Raw genomic sequence first — 14,621 nt, forward strand, 5'->3', positions numbered from 1 at the left:
AGGAGTGATCAGCGTGGATTTCACCCTCCCCGAACATCTTCCGGGACTGCTCGACGAGATGGACGCGTTCATCGAGGCCGAGATCAAGCCGCTGCAACGCGACCACATCCAATACTTCGACCAGCGCCGGGAGCACGCCCGCACCGATTGGGACAACGACGGCATCCCGACGCGCGAATGGGAGGACCTGCTCGCCGAGATGCGCAGGCGAGCCGACAAGGCGGGCTGGCTGCGCTACGGATTGCCGGCCTCGCTGGGCGGCCGCGACGGCACCAACCTCGACATGGCCGTCATCCGGGAGCACCTGGCGCACAAGGGCCTCGGCCTGCACAACGACCTGCAGAACGAGTCGTCGATCGTCGGGAACTTCCCCCAGGTGATCATGATGGAGCGCTTCGGCACCGACGAGCAACGCCGCGTGTGGTCGGAGGCGTTGATCACCGGGGAGCGGTCCATGGCGTTCGGCCTCACCGAACCGCGGCACGGCTCCGACGCGACGTGGCTGGAGACGACCGCGCAGCCCGACGGTGACGGCTGGGTGATCAACGGCTCCAAGCGGTTCAACACCGGCGTGCACCGCGCCACCCACGACCTGATCTTCGCCCGCACCTCCGGTGCGCCCGGGGCCGCGCTGGGCATCACCGCGTTCCTGGTCCCGACCGAGACGCCGGGATTCAACGTCCCCTACTACTGGTGGACGTTCAACATGCCCACCGACCACGGCGAAGTCGAGCTGACCGACGTGCGGGTGCCGGCCGATGCGGTGCTCGGGGAGGTGGACCGCGGGCTGGAGGTGGCGCAAACGTTCCTGCACGAGAACAGGATTCGGCAGGCGGCCAGCAGCCTCGGCGCCGCGCAATACTGCATCGACCGCGCCGCCGACTACGCCGGCACGCGCACGGTCTTCGGCAAGCCGCTGTCGGTCAACCAGGCCGTGCAATGGCCGCTGGCCGAGCTGCACACCGAGGCGCAGATGGTGCGGCTGTTGGTGCAGTACGCGGCCTGGCACCTGGACCGCGACCACCACATGGAGGTCTCGGACAAGGTGTCGATGGCCAACTACCGGGCCAACAGGCTGGTGTGCGACGCCGCCGACCGGGCGATGCAGATCTTCGGCGGCCTGGGCTACAGCCGCCACGAACCGTTCGAGCACATCTACCGCCACCACCGCCGCTACCGGATCACCGAGGGCGCCGAGGAGATCCAGATCCGCCGGGTCGCGCAGCGGCTGTTCAGGTTTGGCCGCGAGTGACCGACACCCAGGAGCTGGCCGCCAAGCTGGCGCGGGTCCTGGCGCCCGAGCTCGGCGCGGGCTCTGAAAGTTTGGCGATCGAGCGGTTGCGCGCGTTGACCGGCGGCGCCAGCCGCACCACGTGGGCCTTCGACGCCGTCACCGGCGACGGGCGACGGGCGCTGATCCTGCGCACCGGCCCGCCCGATGACGTGCACGCCGGCATGGAGCTCGAAGCCCGCGCCCAGGCCGCGGCCGCCGCGGCCGGCGCGCCGGTCCCCCACATCCTCGTCGCCGCCGATTCGGTTGCCGCGCTTGGCAATCCGTTTCTGATTTGCGACGAGATCAAGGGCGAGACCATCGTCCGGCGCATCCAACGCCGCCTCGAGGCCGACGGCGGGCACGCGCCCCGAGCCGAGCTGCTGCGGCAGTGCGCGCGGGCGCTGGCCGCCATCCACCGGGCCGATCCGGCAATCCCGGGGCTGGCCCACGAGGACCAACTCGTGCAATGGCGCGAGCGGCTCGACGCCATGGGCGACACCACCGCCACCTTCGAATGGGCATTCCGCTGGCTGGCCGCCCACCGGCCGGGCCCGTCGGCCCCGGTCCTGGTGCACGGGGACTACCGGATGGGCAACCTGATCGTCGACGGGTCAAACCTGGCCGCCGTTCTCGACTGGGAGCTGGTGCACGTCGGCGAGGCATACGAAGACCTGGCCTGGTTCTGCATCCGGGCGTGGCGGTTCGGCGCCCCGGCCGGCCTGGGCGCCGGCGGCCTCGGCAGCATCGAAAGCTTCGTGCGGGCTTACGAGGAGGCCAGCGCGACTACCGTCGACCGGGTGGCGTTTCACTGGTGGCTGGTGCTGGCGACGCTGCGTTGGGGGGTCATCTGCCGCTATCAGGCCGAGCGGCATCTGAGCGGCGAATTCCGCTCGGTGGAGTTGGCGACGATCGGCAGGCGCGTCTGCGAGACGGAGTGGGACCTGCTCGACCTGCTGGAGCTGGGTCGGTGATCGGCTCCTATGGGCGCCCGCTGGCGGCCGAACTCGTGGCCGCGGTGGCCGAATTCCTGGAAACCGAGGTGCGCGAGGCGACCGGCGGACAGGTCAACTTCCACGCCAGGGTGGCCGCCAACGCGTTGCGCATCGTCGAGCGCGAACTTCTCGACGAGAGCGAGGCCGAATCCGCTGCCGCGTTGGCCGGCTTGGGTTTCGGCGATGAGGAGCGACTCGCCGCCGCGATCCGGGCCGGCGAGCTGGACGGGCGCGCCGACGAGGTCACCGCCTGCCTGCGCACGCTGGTACGAAACCGGCTGGCGGTCGCCCACCCCGGATACGACCAAACCCATTAGGAGCCACCATGCCGAGCACCACCGCGGAAACCATCGTCGACGTGGCCGACCGCCTGTTCGCGGCGATCGAGCGGGGCGACGCGGCCGCCGTCGAGCGCCTGTGGAGCAACGACATTGCGGTATGGCGCGTCGGCGCGCGCCGCGATAACGACAAGGGCCGCGCGATGCGCGTCATCGACTGGTTCATCAGCGCGACCACGCAGCGTCGCTACGAGATCCTCGATCGGCGGCTGTTCGACGGTGGCTTCGTTCAGCAGCACATCCTGCACGCCAGGGGCCACGCCGGCCAATCGATCTCCATGCGGGTCTGCATCGTGATCAGGGTAAGCACGGGCGGCCTGATCGACCGCATCGACGAGTACTTCGATCCCGCCGAGATCGCGCCGCTGCTCGACTAACGGTTACATTCGCCACGAGTCAGATGGGGGTCAGGATGACGACTCTGGAAACACTGCTGCACGATCCCGACGTGGCCGGCGTCTGGAACATCGATCCGGCACGCTCGGCCATCACGTTCAAGGTCAGAAACTTCTGGGGTCTGCTGAACGTCAAGGGCCGCTTCACGGAGTTCACCGGCGACGGGCAGCTGACCGGCAAGGGCGCCGTTTTCGGCCGCCTCGACATCCGGACCGCGTCGCTGAGCACGGGCATCGGCCGCCGCGACAAGCACCTGCGCTCGGCCGACTTCTTCGACGTCGAGCGCTTCGGTGAGATCAGCGTCGTCGTCACCGGGGTGCACCCGACCACGGGGAACGCCGCGGACCTGCGCGCCAACTTCACGATCAAGGGCGTCACCGCACCGTTGCCCCTGCCCGTCACGGTCACCGAACTCGAGGACGGCTCGATCCAGATCTCCGGCGAGACCAAGGTCGATCGATCCCAATTCGACCTGGGCTGGAACAGGTTCGGCATGGTCGGCGCGACGGCCACCGCGGCCGCGCAGGCGGTCTTCGTTCGGGCGACCCGGTAGGGCGGCCGCGCCACCGCTACCATCTGAGCGTGGCCGACTCCAACGCCCTGCGGATCCTTGTCTACAGCGACAACGCCGAAACCCGCGAGGAAGTGATGCGGGCCTTGGGCAAGCAGCTGCACCCGGACCTCCCCGAGCTGAGCTACGTCGAGGTGGCGACGGGCCCGATGGTGATCCGCACGATGGACGAGGGCGGCATCGACTTGGCCATCCTCGATGGCGAAGCCACCCCGACCGGCGGCATGGGCATCGCCAAACAGCTCAAGGACGAACTGCCGACCTGCCCGCCCATCGTGGTGCTCACCGGCCGCCGCGACGACGCGTGGCTGGCCAGCTGGTCGCGCGCCGAGGGCGCGGTGCCGCACCCGCTGGACCCCATCGTGCTGGGCCGCACGGTGCTTGGGCTGCTCCGCACTCCCACCCGCTAGTCGTTTAGCGCTTTCACCTGCGCCGACACGGAAACACGGACCGTGTGGGCGGTCGCTTAGCATCCGCCCCGTGACGCGCCCGAATGCGGGCACGTTAAAACCGGGCAAATACCACCACCCCGGGCACGTGGGCCAGCCGCAACGACGCTATGTTGAAGGTCACTGTGGCGGGCTACAGACCCCGTTCGTCACAGCAGCCCGGTTACCGCCTGGCCGCCCGCTCAGTTTGGGAGGGCGGCCACATTACGACGGATCATGGAGCGAGTTGAACGTCTACATACCCATCCTGGTGCTAGGCGCGATCGCCACCGCCTTTGCCGTGGGCTCGGTGGCGATCGCGAGTTTGGCGGGCCCGTCCCGGTACAACAAGTCGAAGCTGGCGGCCTACGAGTGCGGCATCGAGCCCACCGAATCCCCCGTGAGCGGCCCGCACGCGACGGCCGGGCAGCGGTTCCCGGTGAAGTATTACCTGACCGCAATGCTGTTCATCGTCTTCGACATCGAAATCGTGTTCCTGTATCCCTGGGCGGTCAGCTACGACGCGCTGGGGACCTTTGCTCTGGTCGAGATGGTGGTGTTCATGCTCACGGTCTTCGTGGCGTACGCCTATGTGTGGCGCCGCGGCGGCCTGACGTGGGATTGAGGTAGACGTGGGCCTGGAAGAACAGCTGCCCGGTGGCATCCTGCTGTCGACCGTCGAGAAGGTGGCGGGCTACGTCCGCAAGAACTCGCTGTGGCCGGCCACCTTCGGGCTGGCGTGCTGCGCGATCGAGATGATGGCGACCGCGGGGCCGAGGTTCGACATCGCGCGGTTCGGCATGGAACGGTTCTCGGCCACGCCGCGGCAGGCCGACCTGATGATCGTGGCCGGGCGGGTGAGCCAGAAGATGGCCCCGGTGCTGCGGCAGATCTACGACCAGATGGGCGAGCCGAAATGGGTGCTGGCCATGGGCGTGTGCGCATCGTCGGGCGGGATGTTCAACAACTACGCGATCGTGCAAGGCGTGGACCACGTGGTTCCGGTGGACATCTACCTGCCCGGCTGCCCGCCGCGGCCGGAAATGCTGCTGCACGCAATCCTCAAGCTGCACGAGAAGATTCAGCAAATGCCGCTGGGCGTCAACCGCGAAGAAGCCATCGCCGAGGCCGAGCAGGCGGCGCTGGCGGCTCGGCCCACCATCGAGATGCGCGGGCTGCTGCGATGAGCTCGCCGGACCACGACCCGAAGGTAGCGGCCAGCGAGGTGGGCGGATCGGTCCCCACCGCCGACGAAGAGGTCATCGACGTTCGCCGCGGCATGTTCGGGGTCAGGGGCACCGGCGACACCTCCGGGTACGGGCGGCTGGTGCGCGAGGTCACGCTGCCCGGCAGCAGCCCCCGGCCCTACGGCGGTTACTTCGACGACATCGCCGACCGGCTGGCCGAGGCGCTGGGCCGCAACGGTGTCGAATTCGACGACGCGATAGAGAAAGTCGTGGTCGACCGCGACGAGCTGACGCTGCACGTCCGCCGCGATCTGCTGCCGCAGGTGGCCCAGCGGCTGCGGGACGAGCCGGACCTGCGCTTCGAGCTGTGCCTGGGCGTCAACGGGGTGCACTACCCACACGAGACGGGCCGGGAATTGCACGCCGTCTACCCGCTGCAATCGATCACCCATAACCGTCGGCTGCGGCTGGAAGTGGCTGCGCCGGACAGCGATCCGCACATCCCGTCGCTGTATGGGGTCTATCCCACCAACGACTGGCACGAGCGGGAAACCTACGACTTCTTCGGGATCATCTTCGACGGCCACCCGTCGCTCACCCGGATCGAGATGCCCGACGACTGGCACGGGCATCCGCAGCGCAAGGACTACCCACTGGGTGGCGTCCCGGTCGAATACAAGGGCGCGAAGATCCCCCCACCCGACGAGCGCAGGGGCTACAACTGATGAGCGACACCGACACTGAAACTGTCCTGGTCGCGGGCGGCCAGGACTGGGACCAGGTCGTGGAGGCCGCCCGCAACGCGGACCCTGGTGAACGCATCGTCGTCAACATGGGGCCCCAGCACCCGTCCACCCACGGCGTGTTGCGCCTGATCCTCGAGATCGAGGGCGAGACCGTCACCCAGGCCCGATGCGGAATCGGCTACCTGCACACCGGGATCGAGAAAAACCTCGAATACCGTTACTGGACCCAGGGCGTCACCTTCGTGACCCGAATGGACTACCTGTCACCGTTTTTCAACGAGACGGCGTACTGCCTGGGCGTGGAGAAGCTGCTCGGCATCACCGACGAGATTCCGGAGCGCGTCAACGTCATCCGGGTCATGATGATGGAGCTCAACCGGATCTCATCGCACTTGGTCGCGCTGGCGACCGGCGGCATGGAACTGGGCGCGATGACCCCGATGTTCGTCGGTTTCCGCGGGCGCGAGATCGTCCTGAACCTGTTCGAATCCATCACCGGCCTGCGGATGAACAGCGCCTACATCCGGCCCGGCGGCGTCGCGCAGGACCTGCCGCAGGGCGCGGAAACCGAGATCGCCGAGGCCCTCGAGCAGTTGAAGCAGCCGCTGCGCGAAATGGGCGAGCTGCTCAACGAAAACGCCATCTGGAAGGCGCGCACCGAGGGCGTGGGCTACCTGGACCTGACCGGCTGCATGGCGCTGGGCATCACCGGCCCGATCCTGCGCTCCACCGGGCTGCCGCACGACCTGCGCAAGAGCGAGCCCTACTGCGGCTACGAGAACTACGAGTTCGACGTGATCACCGACGACGGTTGTGATGCGTACGGGCGCTACATCATTCGCGTCAAAGAGATGTGGGAGTCGATCAAGATCGTGCAGCAGTGTCTGGACAAGTTGCGGCCGGGCCCGACGATGGTCGAGGACCGAAAGATCGCCTGGCCGGCCGACCTGAAGGTGGGCCCGGACGGCATGGGGAACTCCCCCGAGCACATCGCGAAGATCATGGGCGGCTCGATGGAGGCGCTGATCCACCACTTCAAGCTCGTCACCGAGGGCATTCGCGTTCCCGCGGGCCAGGTTTACACCGCGGTGGAATCGCCGCGCGGCGAGCTGGGCGTGCACATGGTCAGCGACGGCGGCACCCGGCCCTACCGCGTGCACTACCGCGACCCGTCCTTCACCAACCTGCAGTCGGTCGCCGCGATGTGCGAGGGCGGGATGGTCGCAGACCTGATCGCCGCCGTCGCCAGCATCGACCCGGTGATGGGCGGGGTCGACCGATGACGGGCCCGCAGGGCCAACCGGTGTTCATCCGGCTCGGGCCGCCGCCCGACGAGCCCAACGCGTTCGTGGTCGAGGGTGCGCCGCAGTCGTATTCGCCCGAGGTGCGGGCGCGGCTCGAGGTCGACGCCAAAGAGATCATGGGCCGCTACCCCAGCAAGCGCTCCGCCCTGCTGCCGCTGCTGCACCTGGTGCAATCCGAGGACTCGTACCTGACCCCGGCGGGCCTGGAGTTCTGCGGCGAGCAGCTGGGACTGACCGGCGCCGAAGTGTCCGCGGTGGCAAGCTTTTACACGATGTACCGCCGCGGTCCCACCGGCGATTACCTGGTCGGGGTCTGCACCAACACGCTGTGCGCGGTGATGGGTGGCGACGCCATCTTCGAGACGCTGGTCAATCATCTCGGGGTCCGCAACGACCAGACCACCCCCGACGGCAAGATCACCCTGCAACACATCGAGTGCAACGCCGCGTGCGACTTCGCACCGGTCGTGATGGTCAACTGGGAGTTCTTCGACAACCAGACGCCGGAGTCGGCGCGCGAACTGGTCGACTCGCTGCGCTCCGGCGAACCCCAGGCGCCCACCCGCGGGGCCCCGCTGTGCGCCTTCCGCGAGACGTCCCGCATCCTGGCCGGCCTGCCCGACGAGCGTCCGGACCAGGGCCAGGGCGGCGCGGGCGCCGCGACGCTGGCCGGCCTGAAGGTGGCGAGGGAACTCGGCATGGAGGCGCCCGAAGCCCCGTCGTCCGGGAAGGATCAGTGATGGCCGCCCCCACCGCCCAGGCGACGCCGTTGACGCCGGTGATCAGCCGCTTCTGGGACGATCCCGAGTCGTGGACGCTGGAGACCTACCGCCGCAACGACGGCTACCGGGCCATGCAGAAGGCGCTGAGCATGAAGCCCGACGACGTGATGGGCGTCGTCAAGGACTCCGGCCTGCGCGGCCGCGGCGGCGCGGGCTTCTCCACGGGGACCAAGTGGTCGTTCATCCCGCAGGGCGACACCGGCGCGGCCGCCAAGCCGCATTACCTGGTGGTCAACGCCGACGAGTCGGAACCCGGCACGTGCAAAGACATTCCGCTGATGCTGGCGACACCGCACGTCCTCGTCGAGGGCGTCATCATCGCCGCGTACGCGATCCGGGCCAGCCACGCGTTCATCTACGTGCGCGGCGAGGTGCTGCCGGTCTTGCGCCGGTTGCAGAACGCGGTGGCCGAGGCCTATGCCGCCGGTTACCTGGGCCGCGACATCAACGGTTCCGGCTTCGACCTCGAGTTGGTGGTGCACGCCGGCGCGGGCGCCTACATCTGTGGTGAGGAGACCGCGCTGCTCGACTCGCTGGAGGGCCGGCGCGGGCAGCCGCGGCTGAGGCCGCCGTTCCCCGCGGTGGCCGGCCTCTACGGCTGCCCGACGGTGATCAACAACGTCGAGACGATCGCCAGCGTCCCGCCGATCATCCTCAACGGCGCCGAATGGTTCCGCTCGATGGGCAGCGAGAAATCGCCTGGCTTCACGCTGTATTCGTTGTCCGGCCACGTCACCCGGCCGGGCCAGTACGAGGCCCCGCTCGGGATCACGCTGCGCGAGTTGCTGGCCTACGCCGGCGGCGTGCGGGCCGGGCACCGGCTCAAGTTCTGGACGCCCGGCGGGTCCTCGACGCCGCTGCTCACCGACGAGCACCTCGACGTGCCGCTGGATTACGAGGGCGTGGGCGGCGCCGGCTCGATGCTGGGCACCAAGGCGCTGGAGATCTTCGACGAGACAACCTGTGTCGTGCGCGCGGTGCGCCGCTGGACCGAGTTCTACAAGCACGAATCGTGCGGCAAGTGCACGCCGTGCCGCGAGGGCACCTTCTGGCTGGACAAGATCTACGAGCGGCTGGAAACCGGCTCGAAGACCAACCCAGCCACCAGCGAGGACATCGATAAATTGACGGACATCTCCAACACCATTCTCGGAAAGTCGTTCTGCGCGTTGGGCGATGGTGCCGCCAGCCCGGTGATGTCGTCGATCCAGTATTTCCGCGACGAGTACCTCGCCCACGTCGAGGGCGGCGGCTGCCCGTTCGACCCCCGGGATTCCATGCTCAACGGAGGTGGCTCGTGACACAGGCGGCCGACACCGAAAACCAGGTGTCCAAACCGGAGATGGTGACGTTGACCATCGACGGCGCCGAGATCAGCGTTCCCAAGGGGACCCTGGTGATCCGCGCCGCCGAGTTGATGGGCATCCAGATCCCGCGGTTCTGTGACCACCCGCTGCTGGACCCGGTCGGCGCGTGCCGCCAGTGCCTGGTCGAGGTCGAGGGACAGCGCAAGCCGATGGCGTCGTGCACGACGGTCGCCACCGACGACATGGTGGTGCGCACCCAGCTCACCTCCGAGGCCGCCGACAAGGCCCAGCACGGCGTCATGGAGCTGCTGCTGATCAACCACCCGCTGGACTGCCCGATGTGCGACAAGGGCGGCGAATGCCCGCTGCAGAACCAGGCAATGTCCAACGGCCGCACCGACTCCCGCTTCACCGACGTCAAGCGAACCTTCGCCAAGCCGATCAACATCTCCGCGCAGGTGCTGCTGGACCGCGAGCGCTGCATCCTGTGCGCCCGCTGCACGCGGTTCTCCGAGCAGATCGCCGGCGACCCGTTCATCGACATGCAGGAGCGCGGCGCCCTGCAGCAGGTCGGCATCTACGCCAATGAGCCGTTCGATTCGTACTTTTCGGGCAACACCGTACAGATCTGCCCGGTGGGCGCGCTCACCGGGACCGCGTACCGCTTCCGGGCCCGCCCCTTCGACCTGGTCTCCAGCCCGAGCGTGTGCGAGCACTGCGCTTCGGGCTGCGCGCAGCGCACCGACCACCGCCGCGGCAAGGTGCTGCGCCGGCTGGCCGGCGACGACCCCGAAGTCAACGAGGAATGGAACTGCGACAAGGGCCGGTGGGCCTTCACCTACGCCACCCAGCCGGACGTGATCGCCACCCCCCTGGTCCGGGACGCGAACGGCGAGCTGCAGCCGGCGTCGTGGTCGCACGCGATCGTCGCGGCGGCCCAGGGGCTCGAGGCGGCCCGGGGACGTACCGGCGTGCTGGTCGGCGGGCGGGCGACTTGGGAAGACGCCTACGCCTACAGCAAGTTCGCGCGAATCACGTTGGACACCAACGATATCGACTTCCGCGCCCGGCCACACTCGGCCGAGGAGGCCGACTTCCTGGCGGCCCGGGTGGCCGGGCGGCCGGTGACGGTCAGCTACGCCGACCTGGAGACCGCGCCGGTGGTGGTGCTGGTCGGCTTCGAGCCCGAAGACGAGTCGCCCATCGTGTTCCTGCGGCTGCGCAAGGCCGCCCGCAAGCACGGGCTGGCTGTGTACGCGATCGCGCCGTTCGCCACCCGCGCGCTGACGAAGCTGTCGGGCCGGCTGATCAAGACCGTGCCCGGCGCCGAAGCGGCCGCGCTGGACGGGCTGACCGGCGGCGAGGTGGGCGAGCTGCTGTCCAAACCCGGCGCCGTCATCATGGTCGGCGAACGCCTGGCCACGGCGCCCGGGGGGCTGTCCGCCGCGGCCCGGCTCGCCGACGCCACCGGAGCCCGGCTGGCGTGGGTGCCGCGCCGGGCGGGCGAGCGCGGCGCGCTGGAGGCCGGCGCGCTGCCCACCCTGCTGCCCGGCGGCCGCCCGGTCGCCGACGACGCCGCGCGCGCGCAGGTCGCGGCGGCCTGGAACGTCGACGAATTGCCTTCCGCCACCGGGCGGGACGCGCACGCCATCCTGGCCGCGGCCACCGACGGCTCCCTGGCGGCGCTCCTGGTCGGCGGCATCGAGCCGAACGACTTCGCCGACCCCGACGCGGTGCTGGCCGCGCTCGACGCCGCCGGTTTCGTCGTCAGCCTGGAGCTGCGGCACGGCCCGGTCACCGAACGCGCCGACGTGGTGTTCCCGGTCGCGCCGACGACGCAGAAGTCCGGTGCGTTCGTCAACTGGGAGGGCCGCTACCGCGGATTCGCGCCCGCGCTGCACGGCACCACCCAGCAAGCCCGCCAGTCCGATCACAAGGTGCTCGACACGCTGGCCGACGAGATGGGCGTCTACCTCGGAACGACCACCGTCGAGGCGGCCCGCGAGGAACTGTCCGGGCTGGGGACCTGGGACGGTGAACACGCCGCCGCCCCGCAGGTCGCCAATCCCGAACCGGCCACGCCGGGGCAGGGTGAGGCCGTCCTGAGCGGATGGCGGTTGCTGCTCGACGAGGGCCGATTGCAGGACGGCGAACCGCATTTGGCCGGCACCGCGCGCAAGCCCGTCGTCCGGCTGTCGGCCGACACCGCCGCCGAGATCGGCGCCGCCGACGGCGACAACGTCACGGTCAGCACACCGCGCGGCTCGATCACCCTGCCGCTGAACATCACCGACATGCCCGACCGGGTGGTGTGGCTGCCGCTGAACTCGCCGGGATCGGCGGTGCACCGGAAATTGGGCGTAACCATCGGCAGCACAGTGAAAATCGGAGTGGGCTGATGACGACCACCTTGAGCGACTTCGGGCACGACACTTGGTGGCTGGTGCTGGGCAAGGCGCTGGCCATCTTCGTGTTCCTCATGCTCAATGTGCTCGTCGCAATCCTGCTCGAGCGCAAGATTCTGGGCTGGATGCAGTTGCGGCCCGGCCCCAACCGGGTGGGGCCGTGGGGCGTCCTGCAGAGCCTGGCCGACGGGATCAAGCTGGCCCTGAAGGAGAGCATCACCCCGGGCGGCATCGACAAGTTCGTTTACTTTGCGGCGCCGGTCTTTTCGGTGATTCCCGCATTCACCGCGTTCGCGTTCATCCCGTTCGGGCCGGTGGTGTCGGTGTTCGGCCACCGCACGCCGTTGCAGCTGACCGACCTGCCGGTCGCGGTCTTGTTCATCCTGGGGCTCTCGGCGATCGGCGTGTACGGCATCGTGCTCGGCGGCTGGGCGTCGGGATCCACCTACCCACTGTTGGGCGGGGTGCGCTCCACCGCCCAGGTCATCTCCTACGAAGTCGCGATGGGGCTGTCCTTCGCCGCGGTGTTCCTCTACGCCGGCTCGATGTCGACGTCGCAGATCGTGGCCGCCCAGGACCGGGTCTGGTATGTGTTCCTGTTGCTGCCGTCGTTCGTGATCTACCTGATCTCGATGGTCGGCGAGACCAACCGGGCGCCGTTCGACCTGCCCGAGGCCGAGGGCGAGCTGGTCGCGGGATTCCACACCGAGTACTCGTCGCTGAAGTTCGCGATGTTCATGTTGGCCGAGTACGTGAACATGATGACGGTGTCGTCGCTGGCCACGGTCATGTTCTTCGGTGGCTGGCATGCGCCCTGGCCGCTGAACATGTGGGCCGGGGCCAACACCGGATGGTGGCCGGTGCTCTGGTTCACCGCCAAGATGTGGACCTTCCTGTTCATCTACTTCTGGCTGCGCGCCAGCCTGCCCCGGTTGCGCTACGACCAGTTCATGGCGCTGGGCTGGAAACTGTTGATCCCGGCCTCGCTGGTGTGGGTGTTGATCGCGGCGGTGATCCGCACGGCGCGCAACCAGGGGTACGCGCATTGGACGCCGGTGCTGGTGGTCAGCAGCATCGTCGTGGCCGCCGCGCTGGTGCTGCTGTTGCGAAAACCGTTCACAGCGCCGAGCATTCGCGCGATGGAGCGCCACCTGCGCCGGCAGCGCGACGAAACCCCGTCCCCCGCGATCACCGAGCCGGCGTTCCCGACGCCGCCGCTGCCGGCGCGGAAGGTCGGAGCGAGCAAGGAGGAAGCACGTGCCTAGATTTCTCGACGCGGTAGCCGGATTCGGCGTGACGCTCGGCTCGATGTTCAAAAAGAGGGTCACCGAGGAATATCCGGAGAAGCCGGGCCCGGTCGCGCCGCGGTATCACGGCCGTCACCAACTCAACCGGTACCCCGACGGCCTCGAAAAGTGCATCGGATGCGAGTTGTGCGCCTGGGCCTGCCCCGCCGACGCGATCTATGTCGAGGGCGCCGACAACACCGAGGAGCTGCGCTACTCGCCGGGTGAACGCTACGGCCGCGTGTACCAGATCAACTACCTGCGCTGCATCGGCTGCGGCCTGTGCATCGAGGCCTGCCCCACCCGGGCGCTGACGATGACCAACGACTACGAAATGGCCGACGACAACCGCGCCGACCTCATCTACGAGAAGGACCGGCTGCTCGCCCCCCTGCTGCAGGACATGCTCGCGCCGCCGCACCCGCGGGCGGCCGGCGCCACCGATAAGGACTACTACCAGGGCAACGTGACCGCCCACGGACTGCGCGAGCGCGAGAGCGCCGGAGACACAAGATGATCGCAACGCTCGCCGCCGACACCATCGTTCGCACCTCGACCGGCGAGGCGGTCACTTTCTGGGTGCTGGGTGCGCTGGCGCTGGTCGGCGCGCTCGGCGTGGTGCTGGCGGTCAACGCGGTCTATTCCGCGATGTTCTTGGCGATGACGATGATCATCCTGGCGGTGTTCTACATGATCCAGGACGCGGTGTTCTTGGGTGTCGTCCAGGTCGTGGTCTACACCGGCGCGGTGATGATGCTGTTCCTTTTCGTGCTGATGCTGATCGGCGTGGACTCCGCGGAATCACTGAGGGAGACGCTACGCGGCCAGCGCGTTGCGGCGGTGCTCACGGGAGTCGGGTTCGGCGTTCTGCTGCTGGCCGGTATCGGCAACGTGGCGACCGGTGGCTTCGTGGGGCTGACCGCGGCCAACGCCAACGGCAACGTGGAAGGCTTGGCCGCACTGATCTTTTCGCGCTATCTCTGGGCGTTCGAGCTCACCAGCGCGTTGCTGATCACCGCGGCCGTGGGCGCGATGGTGCTGGCGCACCGCGAGCGTTTCGAACGCCGCAAGACGCAACGCGAGATGTCCGAGGAGCGGTTCCGCCCCGGCGGGCACGCCACCCCGCTGCCCAACCCGGGTGTCTACGCACGCCACAACGCCGTCGACGTGGCCGCGATGCTGCCCGACGGCTCCTACTCGGAACTGTCGGTGTCGCCGATCCTGCGGCTCCGGGGCGCGGACGGCACCGTGTTTGACCAGGCCGAGGGCACCCGGCCCGCCGAGGCCGTGAAGGGCGGTGCGTCGTGAATCCGGCCAATTACCTGTATCTTTCGGCGCTGCTCTTCACCATCGGAGCCGCGGGCGTGCTGTTGCGCCGCAACGCCATCGTGATGTTCATGTGCGTCGAGCTGATGCTCAACGCGGTCAACCTGGCGTTCGTCACCTTCGCGCGGATGCACGGCCACCTCGACGGCCAGATGATCGCCTTCTTCACGATGGTGGTGGCCGCGTGCGAGGTCGTCGTCGGCCTGGCCATCATCATGACGATTTTCCGTGCCCGCAAATCCGCGTCGGTCGACGACGCGAACCTACTCAAAGGCTGAAC

17 protein-coding genes are annotated in these 14,621 nt (G+C 68.5%); all 17 read left to right on the plus strand.

The annotated features are described in order from the left end of the window. Window positions 1-13: 13 nt before the first annotated feature. Window positions 14-1,252, plus strand: coding sequence for an acyl-CoA dehydrogenase family protein (locus MTAB308_RS08940; RefSeq protein ID WP_077100072.1), 1,239 nt, complete (start codon window positions 14-16; stop codon window positions 1,250-1,252). Beyond that, on the plus strand, window positions 1,249-2,244 hold the full coding sequence (locus MTAB308_RS08945) for a phosphotransferase family protein (protein ID WP_173842139.1): 996 nt from the start codon (window positions 1,249-1,251) through the stop codon (window positions 2,242-2,244). Before MTAB308_RS08940 ends, MTAB308_RS08945 begins: the two co-directional genes overlap by 4 nt. Continuing rightward, on the plus strand, window positions 2,241-2,582 hold the full coding sequence (locus MTAB308_RS29235; RefSeq protein ID WP_173842140.1) for a DUF6285 domain-containing protein: 342 nt from the start codon (window positions 2,241-2,243) through the stop codon (window positions 2,580-2,582). Before MTAB308_RS08945 ends, MTAB308_RS29235 begins: the two co-directional genes overlap by 4 nt. Window positions 2,583-2,590: 8 nt before the next feature. Continuing rightward, window positions 2,591-2,980 (plus strand): nuclear transport factor 2 family protein, encoded by a 390-nt coding sequence (locus MTAB308_RS08950; protein ID WP_077099142.1) that lies wholly within the window; start codon window positions 2,591-2,593, stop codon window positions 2,978-2,980. Window positions 2,981-3,015: 35 nt separating this feature from the next. Continuing rightward, window positions 3,016-3,552 (plus strand): YceI family protein, encoded by a 537-nt coding sequence (locus tag MTAB308_RS08955; RefSeq protein WP_077099143.1) that lies wholly within the window; start codon window positions 3,016-3,018, stop codon window positions 3,550-3,552. 29 nt (window positions 3,553-3,581) lie between these two features. Continuing rightward, the gene (locus tag MTAB308_RS08960) at window positions 3,582-3,980 is read left to right on the plus strand and encodes an Rv3143 family two-component system response regulator (RefSeq protein ID WP_066908729.1); all 399 of its coding nucleotides are present in this window, start codon (window positions 3,582-3,584) and stop codon (window positions 3,978-3,980) included. 265 nt (window positions 3,981-4,245) lie between these two features. Beyond that, the gene (locus MTAB308_RS08965) at window positions 4,246-4,623 is read left to right on the plus strand and encodes an NADH-quinone oxidoreductase subunit A (RefSeq protein ID WP_077099144.1); all 378 of its coding nucleotides are present in this window, start codon (window positions 4,246-4,248) and stop codon (window positions 4,621-4,623) included. A 7-nt stretch (window positions 4,624-4,630) separates the two neighbouring features. Next, window positions 4,631-5,185, plus strand: a complete 555-nt coding sequence (locus tag MTAB308_RS08970; protein ID WP_055402988.1) for a NuoB/complex I 20 kDa subunit family protein — start codon at window positions 4,631-4,633, stop codon at window positions 5,183-5,185. Then, window positions 5,182-5,910: an NADH-quinone oxidoreductase subunit C gene (locus MTAB308_RS08975; protein WP_077099145.1), complete on the plus strand. Its 729-nt coding sequence runs from the start codon at window positions 5,182-5,184 to the stop codon at window positions 5,908-5,910. Before MTAB308_RS08970 ends, MTAB308_RS08975 begins: the two co-directional genes overlap by 4 nt. Continuing rightward, window positions 5,910-7,214 carry an NADH dehydrogenase (quinone) subunit D gene (nuoD, locus tag MTAB308_RS08980; protein WP_077099146.1) on the plus strand — a complete coding sequence of 435 codons (1,305 nt, stop codon included), beginning with the start codon at window positions 5,910-5,912 and terminating at the stop codon, window positions 7,212-7,214. Before MTAB308_RS08975 ends, nuoD begins: the two co-directional genes overlap by 1 nt. Next, on the plus strand, window positions 7,211-7,975 hold the full coding sequence (gene nuoE, locus MTAB308_RS08985) for an NADH-quinone oxidoreductase subunit NuoE (RefSeq protein ID WP_077099147.1): 765 nt from the start codon (window positions 7,211-7,213) through the stop codon (window positions 7,973-7,975). Before nuoD ends, nuoE begins: the two co-directional genes overlap by 4 nt. Then, window positions 7,975-9,318 (plus strand): NADH-quinone oxidoreductase subunit NuoF, encoded by a 1,344-nt coding sequence (gene nuoF / locus MTAB308_RS08990; RefSeq protein ID WP_077099148.1) that lies wholly within the window; start codon window positions 7,975-7,977, stop codon window positions 9,316-9,318. Before nuoE ends, nuoF begins: the two co-directional genes overlap by 1 nt. Next, complete coding sequence (locus MTAB308_RS08995; RefSeq protein WP_077099149.1) at window positions 9,315-11,723, plus strand: NADH-quinone oxidoreductase subunit G; 2,409 nt, start codon at window positions 9,315-9,317, stop codon at window positions 11,721-11,723. The genes nuoF and MTAB308_RS08995 overlap by 4 nt, the downstream gene beginning before the upstream one ends. A gap of 11 nt (window positions 11,724-11,734) precedes the next feature. Next, window positions 11,735-12,994 (plus strand): NADH-quinone oxidoreductase subunit NuoH, encoded by a 1,260-nt coding sequence (gene nuoH, locus MTAB308_RS09000; protein WP_173842173.1) that lies wholly within the window; start codon window positions 11,735-11,737, stop codon window positions 12,992-12,994. After that, on the plus strand, window positions 12,987-13,532 hold the full coding sequence (gene nuoI / locus MTAB308_RS09005; RefSeq protein WP_077099151.1) for an NADH-quinone oxidoreductase subunit NuoI: 546 nt from the start codon (window positions 12,987-12,989) through the stop codon (window positions 13,530-13,532). Before nuoH ends, nuoI begins: the two co-directional genes overlap by 8 nt. After that, window positions 13,529-14,323 carry an NADH-quinone oxidoreductase subunit J gene (locus MTAB308_RS09010; RefSeq protein WP_077099152.1) on the plus strand — a complete coding sequence of 265 codons (795 nt, stop codon included), beginning with the start codon at window positions 13,529-13,531 and terminating at the stop codon, window positions 14,321-14,323. Before nuoI ends, MTAB308_RS09010 begins: the two co-directional genes overlap by 4 nt. Then, window positions 14,320-14,619 (plus strand): NADH-quinone oxidoreductase subunit NuoK, encoded by a 300-nt coding sequence (gene nuoK, locus MTAB308_RS09015; RefSeq protein ID WP_047313174.1) that lies wholly within the window; start codon window positions 14,320-14,322, stop codon window positions 14,617-14,619. Before MTAB308_RS09010 ends, nuoK begins: the two co-directional genes overlap by 4 nt. Window positions 14,620-14,621 lie beyond the last annotated feature (2 nt).

The organism is Mycobacterium terramassiliense, assembly GCF_900157385.1.
Taxonomy (GTDB): Bacteria; Actinomycetota; Actinomycetes; order Mycobacteriales; family Mycobacteriaceae; genus Mycobacterium; species Mycobacterium terramassiliense.

Excerpts from the sequence above, each read along its gene's own strand:
- nuoF (WP_077099148.1), top strand. The coding sequence starts at position 7,975 with ATGGCCGCCCCCACCGCCCAGGCGACGCCGTTGACGCCGGTGATCAGC.
- MTAB308_RS08975 (WP_077099145.1), top strand. The coding sequence starts at position 5,182 with ATGAGCTCGCCGGACCACGACCCGAAGGTAGCGGCCAGCGAGGTGGGC.
- MTAB308_RS09010 (WP_077099152.1), top strand. The coding sequence starts at position 13,529 with ATGATCGCAACGCTCGCCGCCGACACCATCGTTCGCACCTCGACCGGC.
- nuoE (WP_077099147.1), top strand. The coding sequence starts at position 7,211 with ATGACGGGCCCGCAGGGCCAACCGGTGTTCATCCGGCTCGGGCCGCCG.
- MTAB308_RS08955 (WP_077099143.1), top strand. The coding sequence starts at position 3,016 with ATGACGACTCTGGAAACACTGCTGCACGATCCCGACGTGGCCGGCGTC.
- nuoD (WP_077099146.1), top strand. The coding sequence starts at position 5,910 with ATGAGCGACACCGACACTGAAACTGTCCTGGTCGCGGGCGGCCAGGAC.
- MTAB308_RS08950 (WP_077099142.1), top strand. The coding sequence starts at position 2,591 with ATGCCGAGCACCACCGCGGAAACCATCGTCGACGTGGCCGACCGCCTG.